Origin of the sequence: Haloprofundus salinisoli (assembly GCF_020097815.1) — an archaeon.
Lineage (GTDB): Archaea > Halobacteriota > Halobacteria > Halobacteriales > Haloferacaceae > Haloprofundus > Haloprofundus salinisoli.
The window spans coordinates 1,387,454-1,406,590 of the sequence record NZ_CP083663.1; the positions used below are offsets into that span (position 1 = coordinate 1,387,454).

A 19,137-nucleotide genomic window follows, 5' to 3' on the forward strand; every position below is an offset into this window, starting at 1 on the left:
CGTACGTGGCGGAGCTACTTTACGGACACGTCCGAGCGCGAGACGAACGGCGTCGGACGGTTACGAGAAGCGGTCGGCGAGCGTCGGACGCCAGACGGTGCCGTCGGTGAGTATCTCGCCACCGCAGCGCCAGGAGTCGGCGTTGCTGACGTCGCCGTCACAGTACGGCCGGGTGACGAGCGTCGTCGGCGTGGTCCGAAGCGACAGCGGGTAGTCGTCGTCTCGGACGAACCCGACTGCTCGCATCGCACGTTCGGGGAACGCCGAGCCGAACGCCGCGAGGCAGTCGGCGTCTGCGTACTGTTCGGTGACGGCGACGAGCAGCGTTCGAATCGCGGCGTCGTCCCGCGCGTCTGCCGTCTCGTCGGCGGGGTTTTCGGCGTCGTCGGCGAGGCTCGCACTCGGGAGAGCGTCCACGAGTTCGACCCGGGAGCCGTCTCGGTCGGCGACGACGACGGCGGCGACCGTCTCACCGTCGCGCGAGGCGAAGTACGTCCGGTAGGCCGTCTCGCCGTCGGCGAACCGCCGCCGGTAGAACGCCGCGTCGCGGACGGCGTGGATACCGCCGACGTCGGTGCGGTCGGCGAGCGACGCCAGACGGTCGGCCGCGACGCCGTCGACGCGCGAGACCGTCACCGTTCGGTCGACGGCGACACGGCGACGTTTGGCGGCGGTGTACCCGCGGGCGGCGACGGCGGCGAGTCGCCCGAGCGCCCGGGTCACAACGCCGTCACCGCCGGCGAACGCGCCCGAACTCTGCATCCGATAGTACGTCGGGAGCTCGTCGGCGACGCGGTAGTCGAGTTCCGAGACGTCGTCGAGCGCGTCGTCGTCGAGAAACGCGAACCCGAACGTCGCCTCCGAGTCGTCGTATCGGTCCGTCGCCGCCGAGGCGAGTCGAGCTGCGAGGTCGGTCTCCCGGTAGTCGGGTCGGACGACGGTGTCGTACGCACAGAGACCCGTCACCACGTCGGTGCCGACGCGCATGCGGACCGGGACCGACAGGTGCGCGCCGACGAGCTCGCCGTCACGTTCGGCGACGTGTATCGGCGTTTCGTCGAGAGCGAACGGCGCGTCGAGAAACAGCCCGTCGAACCGCGTCGAGTCCATCGGTTCACCCGTCACCGTCTCGCACAGCGAGAGCAGTGCGTCGCGGTCGGTCGAATCGAACGGACGTAGGTGGGGAAGCGAATCGTCAACGGCGTCGGCTACCGTTACGGCGGAACTACCGGTCGGGTCGGGGGCGTCTCCGCCGTCGGAAGCAGGCTTTTCGGGCGACGTTGCGGCGTCAATCGGCCCGTTCTCGTCGACGCGAGAGTCGGCCGCCGACGCGGAGCCGGACCCGTCGTGGTCGGCACCAGCGTCCCCGTCGTGACGCTCGTCGGTCGATACGGTCATCGGTGGGATTTACGGGAGGGACGGCATTGTTACTCACTCCATACTCGGTCGTAAGTCCGACCAAACGGGGGCTAGGGGCTTCCCAATCGTTTAGCCCAGACGGACAGTAAGAGCCCACAGAGACCGCGGACCCCTTCGGTTCGCGTGGAGATTCGAGAGTGTCAGTCGGTGAATCAATCTATTCGGCGGTCAGCAGACGTTCTTCGGCTTGACGCCCATCGATTCGAGCGCCTCGACGTAGTGGTCGTACGCGGCGTCGACGACGGCGGCGGCGGCGGCACGGGCGCGTTCCCAGTCGGCGTCGTCCTCGCAGACGGCGTCGAGCGTTTCGGCGGCACGGTCCAGTTGGTCGTCGTAGTCGTCGCGGATGCTACGGAAGGCGTCCGCCGAGGACGTGTCGGCGCTGCCGACGAAGAAACCGACCATCTGCCCGGCGAGGCGGCTGCCGACGATCGAGCGCGCGAGCAGGCCGCCGACCCGCTCTTCGGTCGTCCCGAAGCCGTCGAGCGTCTCGTACGTCGGGCGATCCGTGTCCGGGTTCCCCTCGTCGCTCCCGATAGCCTCTCGGTGGTCGGCCTCCGCGTCGGCGACGGCCGAGAACAACTCTGCGGCGTCTTCGTGGTCCTCCGTCTCGGCCCACTCCTCGAAGAGACGGGCGGCCGTCTCGGCTTCGTCGTGCGCGGCCGCGCGAACCGCCGGTGCGTCCATCTCGCCGCCGGTGAGCGCGTACAACGCCTTCGAGGAGCCGAGTCGGGAGAGTGCCGTCTCGTGGTCGTCGCGCAGCGTCTCGATGAGTTCGTAGCCGTTCATACGACGACGTAGGGAGGTCAGGTGTTTGTAACCTACGTCGCCGTCAATCCCTTCGACGACACGGCAGCGTCGGCGGGCGTCGAATAGTCACCGGGAGATACAGTTACGGGGATGGGTGTCAACTGTCGGACGTGCGCATCTCCACAGCCCTCCGTTCGGGATTCCGCCTCCCGGATCGTTACCCCATTGCTGTCCTGCCGTTTTACCTGCTAGCGACGAGCGTCGGCGTCGTCGCCCGCGTACCGCTGTTCGTCGGCGTCGCCATCGTCGTCGCCGTGCTCTCGTCGAGCGGCCGTCTCGGCACCTTCGCCGAGCGCATCCAACAGGTCGACTTCACCGCGTTCAGCTCCGCCGAGCCGACGGTTCCGACCGGCCTCCCCGAGGCGCTGGCGGTCGTCGTGACGCCGCTGACGGTCACCGTCTTCGGACTCGCCGCTTTGGCGTCGCTCGTGGTCGGCCTCCTCGTCGCGGGTGGCGTTCGCGCCGGCACGCTCTCAGCGGTGCTCGCCGCGATCGACGGGCGGGACCCGGCGCTCGACGGCGTCCGCGGTGCGAGTCGACTCTGGCTGCCGTTCGTCGCCTTCTCCCTCCTCAGGGGGGTGCTGTTCGGTGGCCTCCTCGTCGTGACCGCCGTCCTCGCCACCGCGCTGCTCGCGTTCGGCCCGATGGGCGCGCTGGCGGCCGTCCTCGTCGCGCTCGCCGCCGCGTCGCTCGCCCTCGTCGTCGGTCTGTTGTTGGCGTTCACCGAACAGTCGCTCGTCGTCGACGGCGACGGACTGACCAGCGCTCTCGGCGCGAGCGTTCGGTTCCCGATTCGGCGGCCGGTCGACTTCCTGTTCTACGTGCTCGTCGCGGCGGCGGCGTTCGTCGGCAACAGCATCGTCGTCGGAACGGCCGGCCTCTTCGGTGTGACGCAGGCGGGCGCGGTGCTGTCGATACTGCTCGTCTCGCCGATTCTCGACGGGTTCAAAACCTCGCTGTACGCCGAACGCGGTCTCGGCGAACGCGACGACGAGTACGGCACCGACAGGCCCACGCGACGACGCCGCATCGTCGCACGTACGCGAGATGGTGTCGGCGCGCTCGGGCGGTTCGTCCTCGACCATCCGGGGTGGAATCTCGTCTCGACGCTCGTGCTGGCCGGGAGCATTCTCGCGGGCTACGCCGCGACGTCGGGGTACGGCATCCAAATCGGCGCACCGGGCGATGTCGCCGGCGTGTTCGGCGTCTTCCCGGTGGATACGTTCGTCAACATCGCCGCGAACAACTGGCTCGTCGCCGCCGGCAGCGCGTACGGCGGCCTCGCCCTCGGCGTCCCGGCGGCGGCCAGTCTCGCGTTCAACGGACTGCTCGTCGGTTCGCTCGCCGGCATCTTCGAGTTAGTGCCGTTTCTGGCGCTCGTCGTCCCGCACGGCATCGTCGAACTGCCCGGACTGGTCGTCGCCGGTGCGCTCGGACTGCATCTCGGCCGCGTCGGGTGGCGCGCGTACCGCGGTCGGGACGACGCGGCGTCGGTGGCCGAAGCGCTCCAGCGCGCGTTCCGCGTGCTCGTCGGACTCGCCGTCGTCTTCGTCCTCGCGTCGTTCATCGAGGCGTTTCTGACGCCTCAAATCGCCGCGTTCGTCCTCGGCGGATAGCGTTTCGGGCGCGACGCCTCCCGGCCGGACTGCTATCGTCGAGACACCGGTCGACTGCTATTTCGTTCGTCCATTTGTGAGCTTCTTCCTGCAACGCGGGGACCTAATTTGTTAGGTGGAAGGGTTTAGTGGACGGGGCTACTCTTCAGATATGCGTAACGCGGTCGCACCAGACCACTCACAGTTCGCGTGCCAACGAACTAGCCAAGCCATGCAGTCCCGGTGCGCTGCGTTCGATGGGGCATTTGCCTCGAATTCTCTTCGGACACGCATCTCCGAGCGACGCGTCTCGTCGGGACCAGTGTCCGCTCCCCTTAGGACCAGCGTCCGCTCTCGTCTGGATTAGCGTCCGCTCTCATCTTCGGCGGCGTCGACTACAACGGCGTTTCCGCGCCGCCGCGACGGATCGAGACGGAACCTCATTTGTATGGTACAGTCGTTTAGTAGATGGCGTCACTACGGTAATACGCGAACACGGACGCCTCGGACCCATCACAGTTCGCGTGCCAACGAACTTGCCAAAGCCATGCACTCCGGACGTGCCGTGTTTGACGAGGCACCCACCTCGTTCTCCCCCCATCCTCACAGACATCGACCGACGAGCAGTGCGTCTCGTAGGTCGCCGGCAGACCTAACTTGAGTTTCGCGGGGCGCCAGACCGGTCAAATTAGGAGGATTTCGTCCACAGTGATTGTAGGACCTAACATGTTTGGCAGTGTCGTTTAGTGAGTAGAAGAACAAGTCGTGAATGCGAAACGCGGGCGCACCAGACCACTCACAGTTCGCGTGCCAACGAACTAGCCAAGCCATGCAGTCACGGTGCGTCGCGTTCGACGAGGCACCCGCCTCGTATCCCCCCATCCTCACAGACATCGACTGACGAGCGACGCGCTCGCCGGTCGAAGAAAGAAGAACTCGTGAGCGGTAGCCACCGAGTCGGTGTCGAGTCGGCAGGCGCTCAGTCGTCGTTGCTGCCGGTCTCGACGGGTGCGCCGACGAGGTTGCCCCACTCGGTCCACGAGCCGTCGTAGTTGGTGACGCTGTCGTAGCCGAGCAGTTCGTGGAGTGCGAACCACGCGATGGAGGAGCGCTCGCCGATGCGGCAGTACGCGATGACGTCCTGATTGTCGTCGACGCCCTCGGCCCCGTAGAGCTCGCGGAGTTCGTCGGCGGACTTGAACGTGCCGTCGTCGTTCACGGTGGCCGCCCACGAGATGTTGCGAGCGCCGGGGACGTGGCCGCCGCGCTGGGCGGTCTCCTGCAGTCCCGGCGGGGCGAGGATCTCGCCGGAGAACTCCTCGGGCGAGCGAACGTCGACGAGCGGCAGACCGCGGCCGATGGCCTTCTCGACGTCGTCACGGTAGGCGCGGATGGATTCGAACGGACCGCGGGCGGAGTACTCCTGCTCGGGGAACTCCGGCACCTCGTCGGTGAGCGGGTAGTCGTTGTCGACCCAGTAGTCGCGGCCGCCGTTCATCAGGCGGACGTCCTCGTGACCGTAGTACTTGAGCTGCCAGTAGGTGTAGGCGGCGAACCAGTTCGAGTTGTCGCCGTAGAGGACGACCGTGGCGTCCTCGCTGATGCCGTGGCTGCCGAGCAGTTCTTCGAAGTCGTCCTTGTCGAGGATGTCGCGGGTCGTCTGGTCCTGCAGTTGCGTCTCCCAGTTGAACCCGATCGCGCCGGGGGCGTGGCCCTCGTCGTACGCCTCGGTGTCGACGTCGACCTCCACGAGTCGATACTCGGAGTCGTCGCTCTGGAATTCGTCGAGATGGTCTTCGACCCAGTCCGCCGAGACGAGTACGTCTTTTGCGTAATTTGCCATCGCGTGGATGTCTACGAACTCCGGAAGCATAACCCTCACACCCCCGGCATGTACGGCCGTTCGAGCGAAGTACCGGAGAATTTTGCGACAATCAGCCCGACAAGTGATTTATTCCAATGTTGCGCGGCTGACGAATCGACAACTGTCGGGGGTTTTTGCTGGTAAAGGAGACGGAAGTCACTCGTGGCCGCGACGACGGGAGCTAAATCCCGTCCGTTCGTAGCCCGTCACATGTACGAAAACGCCGTCGTCGCACCGTCGTGGCTCGCCGACCGACTGGACGAGGTCCGCGTCGTCGACGTGCGCGACGCGTGGGAGTTCGACGGTATCGGCCACCTTCCGGGTGCGGTGAGTATTCCGTTCGAGGCGTTTCGCAGTTCTGCAGGCGATGAAGGGATGTTACCGGGCGCGGAGACGTGGGAGACGTTGATGAGTGAGGCAGGAATCACGAACGACGACCACCTCGTCGCCTACGACGACACCCACGGCGTCTTCGCCGCCCGCTTTCTCGTGACCGCCGAACTGTACGGCCACGACACCGACCGCCTCCACCTGCTCGACGGCGACTACAGCGCGTGGAGCCGCGAGTACGAGACGACGACGGAGACGCCGAAGCCGGAAGCGACGACGTACGAGGTTCGACGCCCCGACTCGTCGCCGCTGGTCGACTACGAGACGGTGCTCGGCAGCCTCGACGACGACGGCGTGGTCGTCGTCGACACGCGCGAACCGTGGGAGTACGAGGAGGGCCACGTCCCCGGAGCGGTGCAACTCGACTGGCGCGAGTTCGTCGACGACGAGACGCGAGGGTTGAAATCGACCGGCGAACTGGCGTCGATTCTCGCCGACCACGGCGTCTCCGACGACCGGCGCGTGCTTCTGTACTGCAACACCGCCCGCCGCATCAGCCACACCTACCTCGTGCTTCGGCGGCTCGGCTACGAGGACATTGCGTTCTACGAGGGGAGTCTCACCGAGTGGAAAGCGCGCGGCGGCCCGCTCGAAGGCGAGGGAGAGAGAGGCGAGCCACCGACGGAAAACTGAGAAGGCGAGCGGAGCGTGCGGTCAGTGTGACTGGACGAGCACTCGACCGTCGTCGAAGACGGAGATGTGGACGCCCGCGTAGTGAAACTCGACGACGCGACTGCCGGAGCGCCGGTGCCCGCCGAGCGCATCGCAGAAGAGGTCGTCCAGCGCGTCGGGGTTGATGGCGTCGAAAAGCGGTGGCAGCGAGAGCGGATCCGTCTTCGCGGCGTCGGCGACAGCTCTGACGACGGTGTCGCTCGGTCGTTCGCCGTCGCTGCGTCGGTAGACCTTCGCGTGTGGCCCGGGAGTAATGAGCGGTGAAGTGACAGTCACAACCGGGTGTGGTCGTATACCCTAGAGAGTGTGTCCCGTGACTATGCAACGTCCTTTATTACCGCGTCCGGACTCACTGTTCGACGAGCGTCCGTCTGACGAGGTTGCGATAACCGCGGCGCAGACGGTCGGCGACCGCCTGTCGACTGATGTCGAACTCGTCGGCCAGCGAGTCGAGCGACGTGCGCCGCGGGACGTCGAAGTACCCCCGATGGAACGCGAGCAGCAGCGTCTCCCGCTGAGTTTCTGTCAGTCCTTCCGACTGCCGTGCAGCGCCGTCGAGTCGCTGGAGTTGACGGAGGCTCAGCGGGACGTCGTGGTCCCTGCAGTACTCCTGAAACGCCGAGAGTCCCTCGCGCGTCGGCGCTCGACATTTAAACGTCCACCCTTCCGGCGTGCCGGTCGCACTGAGGAGCGCCACGTCGAGGCGAGCGAACCCCGCGAGGAGCTCGTCACCCGCCGCGGTCCAGTGGCTCCGAAAGAGCGTCCCGTCGCCGTCGGGACCGAGAACGTCGACGCTCTCGAAGGCGTCGTGTGTAGAGAGGATGTCGACGACGGCGTCTTCGTCGGCGCCGGAGACACGAAAGTACGGGAACACGTCGGGCCTCGTCGGGATGACGCGAACGAGTTCGATTCGCACGTCGGGCGTCGCTGCGAGAATCGAACTGAAGGGGAGAACGTCGGGCGGGAGAGCGAACTCGGCGTAGAGAGTCATGCGGTGAACACGGGTCCAACTATCGCTCGATTACACAAAAGACCGGCGGCGCATCAAGTTAATTCATTTGGTTAATTCTCTTTGAGTTCCGACGAGAACAACGCCGCGCTCTCCAGGACGAGTGCGACGGCGAGCGGCCCGACGATGACGCCGAGAGCGCCGAGACTCAACAGCCCGCCGACGAAGCCGACAAAGTAGATGCTCCCGGGAAGATTCGCCGTGCGCCGGGCGAGTCGCGGTCGGATGAGGACGTCTGGCAGAAACGCGACGAAGAACCCGCCGATGAGGAAGACGAGGATCGCAGCGACGGTCTGTCCGAGCGTGAGGTGGTACACCGCCAAGAGCAACAGGAGCAGACTCGGCCCGAGAACGGGCACGAACTGCAGCACCGCCGCGACGGTCGCAAGCGCGACCGGAAAGTCGTAGCCGAGAAGCGCGAAGACGACGACGCTGACGAAGAACGTCCCGACGGCCGTCGCCGCCTGCAGCACGTAGATCGCAAACAGCGTGTCGCGTGCGCGCTTGTCGAGTGCCGACGCCACGTCCCGGTACGCGGAAGGCACGAGCGCCAACACGGCCTCGCGCGTCGTCCCCGCCCGAAACAGCAACGCGAAGACGACGAGCGCGAACACCGAGAGTTTGATGAGCAGTACCGGCGCGGCGACGACGATTTCCTGTGCGAGCGACCGTAGAAGCGACAGCGCCACCGCCGTCGCCTGGTCGAGCGTCACCGTGTAGGCGTAGCCGGCGAGTTCGAGCGTCACCGCGTCGGGGACGATGGCGAGCAACCCGCGGAGTGCGTCGAACCGAAGCACGAGCACGCCGACCAGCGGTGCCGCGACGACGACGACGCCGAGAAACGCGGCCGCGGTGGCGACGGCGCTCGACGTCCACGCCGACAGCCCGCGCCGGGTCAGTTCTCGACGCAACGGCGAGAGGAGATACGCCACCGTCAGGGCGAAAAACACCGTCCCCAACACGTCGGCGAGTATCAGTGCCGCCAACGCCGCCGAGATAACGAACACCGCCCCGAGAACGTACCGTCGGTCGAAAGTCACGCCGGAGGTTCCGAAGAGACCGTAATAGCCGTTCGGTTCTCGCCTTCGGAGTCGAGCGTCGACGGGGTTCTCCGGCGCGGACAGACCACGACCGTTAAATAACACTCGGTGTAATCACCTCGTAATGAGACGACGAAACTTCCTCAAAGCGGCGGGCGCTGCGGGCGTGTCAGCGTTCGTCGCCGGCTGTAGCGCCGAGCCCGTCGACGACGGAGCCGACGGCTCCGGGTCGAACGAGACCGGAAACGGAGACGCGACGGGCACGACCACCGGAACGCCCGAGGGACCGGCGACGCTCCGCATTGCAACGTACTCCGCGTTCGTCGACGCGCCGAGTTCGAGCCCGGGAGCGTGGCTCAAAGAACAGTTCGAGTCCGAGTTCGACGCCACGCTGGAGTGGCAGACTCCCGACAACGAGATCAACTACTACATCGAGCGGGCGACGCAGGGCGTCGACATCGACGCCGACGCCTACGTCGGCCTCGACACGAACATGCTCATCCGCGTCGACGAGAACGTCGATGGCGAGCTGTTCACTCCCGTCGATGCCGGCGATATCGAGGGCCGCGACGCCGTCCAGTCGGGACTGGAGTTCGACCCGCAGGGCCGCGCGATTCCGTACGACACCGGCTACATCAGCCTCGTCTACAACGAGAACGAGGCGACGGCCCCCGAGACGTTCGACGGCCTGCTGGACCCCGAGTTCGAGGGCGACCTCCTCGCACAGGACCCGCAGTCGAGTGCGACCGGACAGGCGTTCTTGCTCCACACCATCCACGCGAAGGGCGAGGACGGCTACCTCGACTACTGGGAGCAGTTGCAGCAGAACGGCGTCCGCGTGCTCGGCACGTGGGAGGACTCCTACGCAGCCTACTCGAACGGCGAAGCGCCGATGGTCGTCTCCTACTCGACTGACCAGGTGTACGCCAACGAGGAGGGCGAGGACCTCAGCGAGCACCAGATCCGCTTCCTGAACGGCGAGGCGTACGCCAATCCCGAGGGGATGGCCCGCTTCGCCGACTCCGCGAACGCGGACCTCGCAAACCGGTTCCTCTCGTTCATGCTCCGCCCGGAGGTGCAGGCCGAAATCGCAGTCAGAAACGTCTCGTTCCCGGCGATTTCCGACGCGCCGCTGCCGGAGGAGTTCGCCCAGTACGCCAAGGAACCCGAGACACCGGTCACGTTCTCCTACGAGGAGCTCCAAGGCAACCTCAGTGAGTGGACCGACGCGTGGGCCCAGCAGTTCGCCAGCAACTGACGTGAGCGACGCGACGAGAGCCGGCGAGGCGGGCGCGGACGCGGGCGGCGACGGGTCGACCGGACGGGTCGGCCGACAACGCAGCACCGTCTCGGGGTGGCTCGAAGCCCGCGCGCTGGCCGTCGTCGCAGTCGTCACTGGCGTCGTCCTCCTCGTTCTCTTCTACTACCCCGTCGCGACGGTGTTCGTCGAAGCCGTCGTCGACGACGGCGAGTTGACGTTCGCACCGCTTTTGGGCGTGCTCACGTCGCGCTTCTACCTCGTCGAGATCATCGGCTTCACCGCGTATCAGGCCGTGCTATCGACCGTCGCCAGCGTCGCGCTCGGGCTGCCGGGCGCGTGGGTGCTGTCGCGTTTCGAGTTCCGCGGCCGCGAGACGCTCCGCTCGCTAACGATTCTCCCGTTCGTGCTTCCCTCCATCATGGTCGCCATCGGCTTCGTCGCCACCTTCGGCGCGAACGGTACGCTCAACCGCCTGCTCTCCTCGCTCGGACTCGGTCCGGTGAACCTGCTGTACACGCTTCCCGCTATCATCGTCGCCCACGCGTTCTACAACGCGCCGCTCGTGACCCGGATGACGACGGCGGCGTGGGAGAGCCTCGACGCGCGGACGGTGGAGACGGCGCGGAGTCTCGGCGCGTCGCCGACGCGGGCGTTTCTCGACGTGGTCGTTCCGCAACTTCTCCCCGCGATTCTCGTCTCCGCGACGCTGACGTTCGTCTTCACGTTCGCGTCGTTTCCCATCGTGCTGGCGCTCGGCGGCCTCCAGTACGCGACTATCGAGGTGTTCATCTTCTATCGTGTTCAGCAGCTGGCGTACGCCGACGCCGCCGCGCTCGCGGTGGTCGAGACGGCTGTCTCGCTCGGCCTCACTTACGCGTACCTCCGATACGAGGCCCGCCAACAGACCGCCGCCTTCGGCGCGGGAGCGCGTCCGGCACCTCGAAAAAGGCTGGTTCCGGGGTCGCTCGACGGACTCTCGGTCCGTGAGACGCTCTCACGCGTCGCCGTCTTCGGCTACGGCGTCGTCGTCCTGGTCGTCTTCGTCGCACCCATCGCCAGCATGCTGCTTTCGAGCATCACCGCACCCGACGGGTCGCTGACGACGCGTTACTACGAGTTCCTCGTTCAGCGACAGGCGACGGCGACCGAGTTTCAGGTGAAGCCGCTGCCCGCGGTGCTCAACTCGCTTTTGTTCGGCGTCGGCACGCTGCTTTTGGCGCTGCCGATGGGCGTCGTGATGGCAGTGCTGACGACGCGGCGCTACCGCGGCCGGAAGGTGGTCGACGCGCTGTCGATGGCCCCGCTGGCGGTGAGCGGCATCGTCGTCGGCCTCGGCCTCCTTCGAGGGCTCGTGTTCGGCTTCGAGGCGTTCGGCTACCGCTTCACCGTCGCGGGCGCGATCGCCATCGTCGCAGCGCACGCCGTGAGCGCGTATCCGTTCGTCACGCGCAACGTCGCGCCGCTGCTCGGGAATCTGGACCCGCGACTGGTCGAGTCCGCGCGGAGCCTCGGCGCGTCGCGGACGCGGGCGCTGTGGGACGTAGAACTGCCGCTCGTCGCCGCGGGCGTCGTCGCCGGGGCGGCGTTCGCCTTCGCCATCAGCGTCGGCGAGTTCGACGCGACGGTGATTTTGGCCACCGGGTCGAACAGCTACACGATGCCGGTCGCCGTCGAACGCTATCTCGGTCGCCGCCTCGGACCAGCGACGGCGATGGGCTGTCTCCTCCTCGTCGTCACGAGCCTCAGTTTCGTCGTCATCGAACGCTTCGGCAGGGGGTCCCGCGGTGTCTGAGATCGCCATGGAGGACGTCCGGAAGGTGTACGCCGGGACGACGGCGCTCGACGACGTGAGCCTCCGCGTCCGTGACGGCGAGTTCTTCACGCTCGTCGGCCCCTCCGGCTGTGGCAAGACGACGACGCTGCGGCTCATCGCGGGGTTCGAACCGCCGACCGAGGGCTCGATTCAGTTCGACGGCGAGAGCGTCGCGGGCGTGCCGCCGGAGAGCCGAAACGTCGGCGTCGTCTTCCAGAACTACGCGCTGTTTCCGCACATGAGCGTCGCCGAGAACGTCGGCTACGGGCTTCGGTTCGCCGACAGAGAGCGACGCCGCGGACGCGAGGAACGCATCTCGGAGCTCCTGGAACTCGTCGACCTCGCGGGTATGGAAGCGCGCGACCCGACCGAACTCTCGGGCGGCCAACAGCAGCGCGTCGCGCTCGCTCGCGCGCTCGCACCGGGACCGCGTCTTCTCTTACTGGACGAACCGATGAGCGCCCTCGACGCGCGTCTGCGCGAGCGCCTCCGCCTGCAGGTGAAGGAGATTCAGTCGGAGTTGGGGATCACAACGGTGTACGTCACCCACGATCAGGAGGAGGCGCTGGCCGTCTCCGACCGCGTCGCGGTGATGAACGCCGGCCGCGTCGAACAGATCGGCTCGCCGCGCGAGGTGTACCAACGGCCGGCGACGCGGTTCGTCGCCTCGTTCGTCGGCGACAACAATCTGTTCGAGGGCAAACTGGTCGACGAGCACGACAAGTCGGAAGTTGCATATGAAACGGAGGGGTTGCGACGGCTTCACGTGCGCGTCGGCGAGACCGTGTTCGAAGTCGACGCGGCCGCGGACGATTCAGCGAGCGAGAGGGAGTCGGCGCAGGTCGGGTCAGGCTCGTCTCCCTCACAATCGCCGCGGTTCGACGGCGGGAGCGTCGGGTTCTGCGTCCGCCCCGAGCGACTGGAGGTCGGCGGACGCGAGAATCGGTTCGAGGCGACGGTTCGGGAGGCAGAGTTTCTCGGCGAGACGACGCGCGTCCACCTCGACTGGAACGGACGCGCGGTGACCGTCCGCGCACCGGAGTCACCGCCGACAGGCGAGACGGTCGAGCTGGGATTCGACCCCGCGGACGCGCACGTATTCGAATGGTAAACACTCCGATCGCGGTGACAGTGGGTCCTAGATTTATTCGGCGCGGCGTGGTTCCTTCGCAGGACCGGTTGGTGACGGTTTCCACGCCCGCGCGGCGCTCGGCCGCACCTCGGACGACGGAGTTCTCCGATGAAGGACAACGACCACAACGACACTGACGCCACAGCATCGAGAACCGACCAGTTTCCGGCGGGTGAGCGGACGTCCGTCTGGCTCGGCACCTCGCCGACGACGGAGTACGCGCCGCTCGACGGCGGCATCGACGTCGACACCGCCGTCGTCGGCGGCGGCATCGTCGGGGTGACGACCGCACTCCAGTTAGCTGAGGCGGGACAGGACGTCGCACTCGTCGAGCGCGACCACATCCTCACCGGCGTCACGGGCAAGACGACGGCGAAACTCACCTCGCAGCACGGGATCGTCTACGACACGCTGGCGTCGACCGTCGGTGAGCAAAAGACTCGACAGTACGCCGAGGCGAACGAGGCCGCCATCGACCACGTCGAATCGCGCGTCGAGTCACTCGGTATCGACTGCGCGTTCCGTCGACTGCCGTCGTACGCCTACGTCCGGTCGTCGGAGCGTCGCTCGGAGGTGCGACAGGAAGTGAACGCGACCCGTCGATTCGGTCTCCCCTCGGAGTACGAGGAGTCGATCGCCGTCGACGACGAAGCGGTCGCCGCCGTACGATTCGACGACCAGGCGATGTTCCACCCCCGGAACTACCTGCTGGCGCTGGCCGAAGCGTTTCTCGGCGAAGGCGGACGCATCTACGAGGAGACGCGGGCGCTCGACGTCGAGGGCGGCGCGCGGCCGGTCGTCGACACCGACCGCGGTGAGATTCTCGCTGACGACGTCGTCCTCGCGACGCACTTTCCGATCCACGACACGGGCGCGTACTTCGCGCGGATGCACCCGAAGCGGTCGTACGTCGTCGCGGCTCGCGTCGCCGACCCGCCGACGGAGGCGATGTACTACTACACCGGCGATCAGTACTTTTCGGTTCGGACGCACGACACCGGCGACGAGGTGTTGACGCTCGTCGGCGGCCAGAACCACAAGACGGGACAAGGTGGCGACACGAGCGAGCGCTACCGGAAGGTCGAGGAGGCCGCCCGGCGGCACTTCGACGTAGAGTCCGTCGAGTACCGCTGGTCGACGCAGGACTACGCCTCGGTGGACAAAGTGCCGTACGTGGGCGCGGTGCCGTTCTCGGAGCACGTGTACATGGCCAGCGGCTTCGGTGGGTGGGGGATGACCAACGGTACGGCGTCGGGGCTGTTGCTCGCGGACCTCGTTCGCGGCGAGGAGAACTCCTGGGCCGACGTGTACGACCCGAGCCGAGTGACCGTCGACCGAACGTCGGCGACGGAGTTCGCCACGCAGAACGCGAACGTCGCAAAAGAGTTCGTACGCGACTGGTTGTCGCAACCGCACCGCGACGACCTCGCGCGGCTACGACCGGGCGAGTCGACAGTGCTCCGCGAGCGGACGAAACCGATAGCGGCGTACCGCGACGACGACGGAGAACTGCACACGCACTCGGCCGTCTGTCCGCACATGGACTGCATCGTCCACTGGAACGACGCCGAGCGGTCGTGGGACTGTCCGTGTCACGGGTCGCGCTTCGAGTACGACGGTCACGTCGTCGACGGACCGGCCGTCTCCGATTTGCCGACGCGAAATCTGGACGTGAACTGAGAGAACGCGAGAGAGAAGGAGCGAACAGGCGACCGGCGGAGTTCAAGAGAGTCGCACGGCGGCTGGTCGCGCAACCGCGAACCGCCGCGCGCCGAGAGTCAGATCACGGGGCGAGGTGGTCCTGTCTTCGTTTATAAACGTTTGCGGGAGTGGCGTCTCAAGTCGACCGTGCCGGACTCGCGGGACGATGTCTCAAGTCGACGGTAATCGAAGTCACGGGGCGACGTCTCAGGTCGGCGGTAATCGAAGTCACGGGACGACGCCGACCGTCAGCAGCGTTCCGAGCGTGCGGTAGCGTTCGACCATCGCCTCGCGGGTCTCCCAGTTATCGGTCGGGAACTTCTCGGCCGAGGGGATTTCTATGTCGAGGTCCGGCACGTTGTCCTGTTCGGCGACGTGAAAGCCGGCGGTTCGGAACGCCTCGCGGTACTCGCTTCGGTTCCAGCGAGTCATCTCGACGCTGATGTTCTCCTGCCACTCGTGGCTGTGGACGTTCTCCTCGTAGTAGTTGACCGCGCAGTAGAACGTCCCGCCGGAGCGGAGGACCCGGGCGAGTTCTTCGAGCGTGTGTTCGGGGTCGGCCGCGTAGTAGAACGCCTCCATCGAGAACGCGTGGTCGACGGCGTCGTCGGCGAACGGCAGCTCGTCGAAGTCGGCGACGACGAAGCCGACGCCGGAGTCGTCGGTGTAACCGCGGGCGTTTTGGGCCATCTCGGGTGAACCGTCGAGCCCGTAGGCGCGACCTGCGTTCTTCGTCTCGCGGAGCGCTCGGAGCGCGTAACCGCTTCCAGTTCCCAGATCGAGCACCGTGTCACCCACCTCGACGGGCATCCGCGCGAGCACGTGTTTTGCGGTGTGCCAGTGGCGTTCTTCCATCCCCTTATCGCGGCCGTCGGCCGCCCACGCGTCGAACTCCTCGCGGACACTCATGGCGGTACGTCGGCGGGGATGAGTAAAGTCGGTTCGGAGTCAGAGCGGCGTTCAGACGAACGCGTGACGTTTACGTTCAGTCGTCGCAACGTGTCGCTATGGTTCGGGTCGGACATCATCGTCGGTTCAAGCTCGCGGACAGTGCACAGCAGGTCGTCGGCGGCTTTCTCCTCGCGGGGCCGTTCGTCGTCACCGACGAGGTGTGGGCGCTCGCCGTCGGGATGGAGTGGTACCAGACGGTGTTGACCGTCGGTATCGTCCTCGGAATCGGCTACGGCGCGCTGTACAAAGCCGACGACGACCGCGACCCTGACCGCGAGGCGGAACTCGCGGGGATTCCGCTGCGGTTCGTCTCGCTCATCCTCGTCGCCTACTTCTCGGTGTTCATCCTCGCGCTGGCGTTCGACGCGCCGGCGACGCTCATCCCGAACCACGTCGAGGCCGCCGAGGTGACGTTTTGGACGCAGGTGGTGATCACGCTGAAGGCGACGAGCATCGGCGCGGTGTTCAGCGTCACCGGCGCAGCGACCGCCGACAGCGTGTTCTGAGACCCGTTCGACGGCGGTCGGGCCTCGCCGACCGAATCGAGCGCCGGAGTGCTGGCCCGCATCGTTAAGTCAGTTCGGTTGGATTCTCCGATATGGATTACAGCCTCGCCATCGAAAACGCTCCAGACACCATCCCTGCGGGGACTGGTCTGCTTCTTCTGCATCCGAGCATCGGCGAGACCGACCGCATCGACACCGACTTTCTGAAGACCGACACCGACTACTTCCTCGTCATCTCGACGCGGACGACCGCCCGCGAGGTCGAACAGAAGCTCGAACACTACGACGTCGACGAGGCCCGCGCGGTCATCCTCGACACGCTCTCGGTCGAACGCGGCTACTCGCGGCGCAAGTCCGACCACGTCCACTACGTCTCCTCGCCGGACGACCTCGACGGCATCGTCGCGCAGACCCGTGAGTTCTTCGAGAACCACCCCGGAAAACTGCGGGTGAGCGTCGATTCGCTCACCGAGATGGCGTACTACGCGGACGAAGAGGGCGTCTACGAGGCGACGAAGCGCCTGCTCAAACTCTTAGAGGAGAACGACGCCGTCGGCATCTTCCACCTCTCGAAGGAAGTCCACGACGAGGACGTCCTCGAACGCTTTAGGGAACTGTTCACCGGCATCGTGGACCTCGCCGAAGACGGCAGCGTCAGCTACGAACAGCGGTAGTCGAAGCCGGCAGTCCTCGAAATTCCGGTTAGTCACGCAACTTCTCGAACGTCTTCTCGGCCCAGCGAACCGCGTAGGCCGCCCCGTGGTCGCGGTACGCCGTCGTGTCCAGCGCCGCGAACGGGGCCGGAAGCTCGATAGCGTGTTTCAGCCCCGAGCACGCCAGTTCCGTGGCGTCGACGAACGACGTCTCGCCGCGGGCGACTTCGCCGGAGAGTCCCTCGATGCGCCCTTCGAGGTGGGTGCCGGCGTCGAGCCACGCATCGTACAGGTCGGGGTAGTCGTCACCCCACTCGGCGAACACCTCGCACGTCTGGACGCCGACCCAGCCGTCGAACAGCGCGGCCGCGATCTGGTAGAGTTCGGCGGGTGACAACGACACCGCCGCGTCGAGGTCGCGGTAGCTCTCGCCGAAGAACGGGAGGAAATGTTCGGGGACGCCGAGGTGAATCTGGACGAACGCCTCCGCGAAGAGGAACTCCAGAAACGCCTCGGGGGTTCCCTCGGCGCGCTTCTTGGCGATGACGGTCGGCGGGTTCGTCTGCCGGGTCCAGACGACGGTGCCGTCGCCGGGCATCCCGATAGTGAACGTTCCGCCCGCGTAGCGCCGGAGCAGTACTGGGGAGTCCTCTGGGAGCCACGCGGCGGGATACGCCGCCGGGTCGAGCGACTCGGCGAGCAGACCGAGGTCCTCCGCGGCCGCGGGTGGAATCGTCTCGAAGTCCGCGTCGGCGTCGACGACGAGTGTCTCGGGTGCGTACTCGTCTCTGACCGCTCGAAGCTCACCGCTGAGCTGCCGTTTCTGGAACATCGTCTGGATTCTCTGTCAGCCGAAGACGGTGACTGCGAGGATACTCACGCCGAGGATGACCGAGATGCCAACGGTACCGAGGACGATTTTCGTCGCCGTACTCATGGCGATAGCGTGTCACCGCGGGCGCTTAAAACGTGCTGAAAAGGCACGGGTTGTCGAGATCGGCCGACGCAGCGGTCCGACGCGGTAGATGTAAAAGCTCTACCGACTCAATCCGCCGACGCTCGACCGACGCGCCGACCCGCCTGACCGCTGACGCCGCCTGACCACCGACACCCGACCGACGCACCGACACCCAACCGACGTGCTACGTCCTTCCACGTACCGCTCCAGTACCGGAAGCCGCTGACCGCCGCGCGGGGGTAGAAGTCGGTGACGATGGCCGTGAACGCTGCCGTGAGGCCGAGACCATCACCCGAATCGCCAGGTCGAACGCTTCGGCCCCTCATTTCCGGTCGACGAGACCCAGCCGCGCGAGCGCGCGGAGTAGCTCCAAGAGGCGTCGAGTGGACCGAAAGGTGCGCCAGGAGGCGTCGAGTAGACTGGAAGGTGTGTGTGCGGTGGCGCGCGGAGGAGGAAGAGAAAGAGTCCTACGCGGGCGAGAAGAGGCGGCAGGAGAGATTACAGAGACGAACTCAGTCGTTGTCTCGGTTCCACGTCTCGGGAACCTCGATGACGTAGTGGCCGTCTTCCTGCAGCGAGATGATGTAGGAGTCGCGGTCGTACAGCTCCATCAGGTTCAGTTCGTACTGCCCGAGGCTGACGATTTTGATACTCTCGAACTGCTCGTTGAGTTCCTCGCGGAGCGTCGAGAGGTCCGGTTTATCGTCGACTTCGGCGGTGTCGTCGGTGTCGCCGGCCGACTGCGGCGTCTCGGCGGGTGCGGCGCGCGAGATCTCGTCCGGACTCACGGTGCCGCTTCGAGCGTCGGCTTGCGCGCGGTCCTCCCGCGTTTCGGCTGCAGGTCCGCCGTCACTCGACGACACGTCCGATGGTTGGGAACGACCGCGTCGAGTCGACGTGCTCGCGGGGCGCTGCGGATCGACCGTCACGTCCGATTCGGCGGCCGCGGTCGACTGTCGTCGGTTGGCCGGCTCGCGCGCCGTCGACGGCCACGGCTTCGGCGAACTCGACTCGGTGTCCCTGGACGTCTCCTGTCCGGGCCACGCCCGCCGCGAACCCGCGCTCGCGCTCTCAGTCGTCGCTGGCGACCGCCCGCGGTTGGTGGGGTCGCCGGTGGCGCCGGGAGCGCCGTCGCCACTGGTCTCCGTGGACGCCGTCGAGTCCGCGGACGTCGTCGACTTCGCGGATGTCGTCGGTTCTGTGGACGTCGTCGGCTTCGCGGATGTCGTCGACTCCGGGGACTCCGACGAGGACGAGGGGCGGAACTGGAACTTGTTACCCCCACAACTCGGACAGCCCGAGAGCATCTCCTTGGAACCGTCTGCGAACGTCTCGCTGCAGTTCGTACACTCGTGCGGCATAC

The 19,137-nt window shown here is 66.4% G+C and carries 19 protein-coding genes and 1 pseudogene; 8 read left to right on the forward strand and 12 right to left on the reverse strand.

The window, feature by feature from the left end; all coding sequences use genetic code 11:
- Positions 1-60: 60 nt before the first annotated feature.
- Together LAQ73_RS07410 and LAQ73_RS07415 are read right to left on the reverse strand one after the other, a co-directional pair.
- Complete coding sequence (locus tag LAQ73_RS07410; RefSeq protein ID WP_224270590.1) at positions 61-1,398, reverse strand: GNAT family protein; 1,338 nt, start codon at positions 1,396-1,398, stop codon at positions 61-63.
- 189 nt (positions 1,399-1,587) lie between these two features.
- Positions 1,588-2,208, reverse strand: coding sequence for a ferritin family protein (locus LAQ73_RS07415; RefSeq protein ID WP_224270591.1), 621 nt, complete (start codon positions 2,206-2,208; stop codon positions 1,588-1,590).
- 131 nt (positions 2,209-2,339) lie between these two features.
- On the opposite strand from LAQ73_RS07415, the gene LAQ73_RS07420 reads away from it, so the two are divergent.
- Positions 2,340-3,845 (forward strand): stage II sporulation protein M, encoded by a 1,506-nt coding sequence (locus LAQ73_RS07420; RefSeq protein ID WP_224270592.1) that lies wholly within the window; start codon positions 2,340-2,342, stop codon positions 3,843-3,845.
- Between the two features lie 958 nt (positions 3,846-4,803).
- Here LAQ73_RS07420 and LAQ73_RS07425 read toward each other — a convergent pair.
- Entirely contained in the window at positions 4,804-5,667 is an 864-nt protein-coding gene (locus tag LAQ73_RS07425; RefSeq protein ID WP_224270593.1) for a sulfurtransferase, read from the reverse strand.
- Positions 5,668-5,898: 231 nt separating this feature from the next.
- Between LAQ73_RS07425 and LAQ73_RS07430 the strand changes: the two genes are divergently transcribed.
- Positions 5,899-6,711, forward strand: a complete 813-nt coding sequence (locus tag LAQ73_RS07430; RefSeq protein ID WP_224270594.1) for a sulfurtransferase — start codon at positions 5,899-5,901, stop codon at positions 6,709-6,711.
- A 21-nt stretch (positions 6,712-6,732) separates the two neighbouring features.
- Here the strand turns inward: LAQ73_RS07430 and ddfA are convergent, their stop codons facing one another.
- From ddfA to LAQ73_RS07445, 3 genes are all read right to left on the reverse strand, one after another.
- Positions 6,733-7,026, reverse strand: coding sequence for a DdfA family disk-determining factor (gene ddfA, locus LAQ73_RS07435; protein WP_224270595.1), 294 nt, complete (start codon positions 7,024-7,026; stop codon positions 6,733-6,735).
- A gap of 73 nt (positions 7,027-7,099) precedes the next feature.
- Positions 7,100-7,741 (reverse strand): helix-turn-helix domain-containing protein, encoded by a 642-nt coding sequence (locus tag LAQ73_RS07440; RefSeq protein WP_224270596.1) that lies wholly within the window; start codon positions 7,739-7,741, stop codon positions 7,100-7,102.
- Positions 7,742-7,812: 71 nt separating this feature from the next.
- A complete protein-coding gene (locus tag LAQ73_RS07445; RefSeq protein WP_224270597.1) occupies positions 7,813-8,799 on the reverse strand; it encodes an AI-2E family transporter in 987 nt (328 codons plus the stop codon).
- A 124-nt stretch (positions 8,800-8,923) separates the two neighbouring features.
- On the opposite strand from LAQ73_RS07445, the gene LAQ73_RS07450 reads away from it, so the two are divergent.
- From LAQ73_RS07450 to LAQ73_RS07465, 4 genes are all read left to right on the forward strand, one after another.
- Positions 8,924-10,057: a thiamine ABC transporter substrate-binding protein gene (locus tag LAQ73_RS07450; protein ID WP_224270598.1), complete on the forward strand. Its 1,134-nt coding sequence runs from the start codon at positions 8,924-8,926 to the stop codon at positions 10,055-10,057.
- Position 10,058: 1 nt separating this feature from the next.
- The gene (locus LAQ73_RS07455) at positions 10,059-11,852 is read left to right on the forward strand and encodes an ABC transporter permease (RefSeq protein ID WP_425601124.1); all 1,794 of its coding nucleotides are present in this window, start codon (positions 10,059-10,061) and stop codon (positions 11,850-11,852) included.
- Positions 11,853-11,859: 7 nt separating this feature from the next.
- On the forward strand, positions 11,860-12,984 hold the full coding sequence (locus tag LAQ73_RS07460) for an ABC transporter ATP-binding protein (RefSeq protein WP_224270736.1): 1,125 nt from the start codon (positions 11,860-11,862) through the stop codon (positions 12,982-12,984).
- 129 nt (positions 12,985-13,113) lie between these two features.
- Entirely contained in the window at positions 13,114-14,685 is a 1,572-nt protein-coding gene (locus LAQ73_RS07465; RefSeq protein ID WP_224270599.1) for an FAD-dependent oxidoreductase, read from the forward strand.
- A 249-nt stretch (positions 14,686-14,934) separates the two neighbouring features.
- Here LAQ73_RS07465 and LAQ73_RS07470 read toward each other — a convergent pair whose 3' ends face one another.
- A complete protein-coding gene (locus tag LAQ73_RS07470; RefSeq protein WP_224270600.1) occupies positions 14,935-15,615 on the reverse strand; it encodes a class I SAM-dependent methyltransferase in 681 nt (226 codons plus the stop codon).
- A gap of 98 nt (positions 15,616-15,713) precedes the next feature.
- On the opposite strand from LAQ73_RS07470, the gene LAQ73_RS07475 reads away from it, so the two are divergent.
- Both LAQ73_RS07475 and LAQ73_RS07480 read left to right on the forward strand, forming a co-directional pair.
- Positions 15,714-16,163 carry a DUF2391 family protein gene (locus LAQ73_RS07475; RefSeq protein WP_224270601.1) on the forward strand — a complete coding sequence of 150 codons (450 nt, stop codon included), beginning with the start codon at positions 15,714-15,716 and terminating at the stop codon, positions 16,161-16,163.
- A 92-nt stretch (positions 16,164-16,255) separates the two neighbouring features.
- On the forward strand, positions 16,256-16,837 hold the full coding sequence (locus LAQ73_RS07480) for a DUF7090 family protein (RefSeq protein ID WP_224270602.1): 582 nt from the start codon (positions 16,256-16,258) through the stop codon (positions 16,835-16,837).
- A gap of 28 nt (positions 16,838-16,865) precedes the next feature.
- Here the strand turns inward: LAQ73_RS07480 and LAQ73_RS07485 are convergent, their stop codons facing one another.
- The 5 genes and pseudogenes from LAQ73_RS07485 to LAQ73_RS17615 form a co-directional block, all read right to left on the reverse strand.
- Positions 16,866-17,648, reverse strand: a complete 783-nt coding sequence (locus LAQ73_RS07485; protein WP_224270603.1) for a DUF7089 family protein — start codon at positions 17,646-17,648, stop codon at positions 16,866-16,868.
- Between the two features lie 15 nt (positions 17,649-17,663).
- Positions 17,664-17,753, reverse strand: a complete 90-nt coding sequence (locus LAQ73_RS17800) for a hypothetical protein (protein ID WP_425601125.1) — start codon at positions 17,751-17,753, stop codon at positions 17,664-17,666.
- 107 nt (positions 17,754-17,860) lie between these two features.
- Complete coding sequence (locus LAQ73_RS07490; protein ID WP_224270604.1) at positions 17,861-18,100, reverse strand: hypothetical protein; 240 nt, start codon at positions 18,098-18,100, stop codon at positions 17,861-17,863.
- Between the two features lie 186 nt (positions 18,101-18,286).
- A complete protein-coding gene (locus tag LAQ73_RS07495) occupies positions 18,287-18,562 on the reverse strand; it encodes an OapC/ArvC family zinc-ribbon domain-containing protein (protein WP_224270737.1) in 276 nt (91 codons plus the stop codon).
- A gap of 420 nt (positions 18,563-18,982) precedes the next feature.
- A pseudogene (locus LAQ73_RS17615) lies at positions 18,983-19,135 on the reverse strand (OapC/ArvC family zinc-ribbon domain-containing protein); the annotation flags it as partial.
- Positions 19,136-19,137: the final 2 nt, after the last annotated feature.

Excerpts from the sequence above, each read along its gene's own strand:
- LAQ73_RS07410 (WP_224270590.1), bottom strand. The coding sequence starts at position 1,398 with ATGACCGTATCGACCGACGAGCGTCACGACGGGGACGCTGGTGCCGAC.
- LAQ73_RS07430 (WP_224270594.1), top strand. The coding sequence starts at position 5,899 with ATGTACGAAAACGCCGTCGTCGCACCGTCGTGGCTCGCCGACCGACTG.
- LAQ73_RS07450 (WP_224270598.1), top strand. The coding sequence starts at position 8,924 with ATGAGACGACGAAACTTCCTCAAAGCGGCGGGCGCTGCGGGCGTGTCA.
- LAQ73_RS07415 (WP_224270591.1), bottom strand. The coding sequence starts at position 2,208 with ATGAACGGCTACGAACTCATCGAGACGCTGCGCGACGACCACGAGACG.
- LAQ73_RS07485 (WP_224270603.1), bottom strand. The coding sequence starts at position 17,648 with ATGTTCCAGAAACGGCAGCTCAGCGGTGAGCTTCGAGCGGTCAGAGAC.
- LAQ73_RS17800 (WP_425601125.1), bottom strand. The coding sequence starts at position 17,753 with ATGAGTACGGCGACGAAAATCGTCCTCGGTACCGTTGGCATCTCGGTC.
- LAQ73_RS07425 (WP_224270593.1), bottom strand. The coding sequence starts at position 5,667 with ATGGCAAATTACGCAAAAGACGTACTCGTCTCGGCGGACTGGGTCGAA.
- LAQ73_RS07480 (WP_224270602.1), top strand. The coding sequence starts at position 16,256 with ATGGATTACAGCCTCGCCATCGAAAACGCTCCAGACACCATCCCTGCG.
- LAQ73_RS07475 (WP_224270601.1), top strand. The coding sequence starts at position 15,714 with ATGGTTCGGGTCGGACATCATCGTCGGTTCAAGCTCGCGGACAGTGCA.
- LAQ73_RS07470 (WP_224270600.1), bottom strand. The coding sequence starts at position 15,615 with ATGAGTGTCCGCGAGGAGTTCGACGCGTGGGCGGCCGACGGCCGCGAT.
- LAQ73_RS07490 (WP_224270604.1), bottom strand. The coding sequence starts at position 18,100 with ATGAGGGGCCGAAGCGTTCGACCTGGCGATTCGGGTGATGGTCTCGGC.
- LAQ73_RS07440 (WP_224270596.1), bottom strand. The coding sequence starts at position 7,741 with ATGACTCTCTACGCCGAGTTCGCTCTCCCGCCCGACGTTCTCCCCTTC.
- LAQ73_RS07465 (WP_224270599.1), top strand. The coding sequence starts at position 13,114 with ATGAAGGACAACGACCACAACGACACTGACGCCACAGCATCGAGAACC.
- LAQ73_RS07460 (WP_224270736.1), top strand. The coding sequence starts at position 11,860 with ATGGAGGACGTCCGGAAGGTGTACGCCGGGACGACGGCGCTCGACGAC.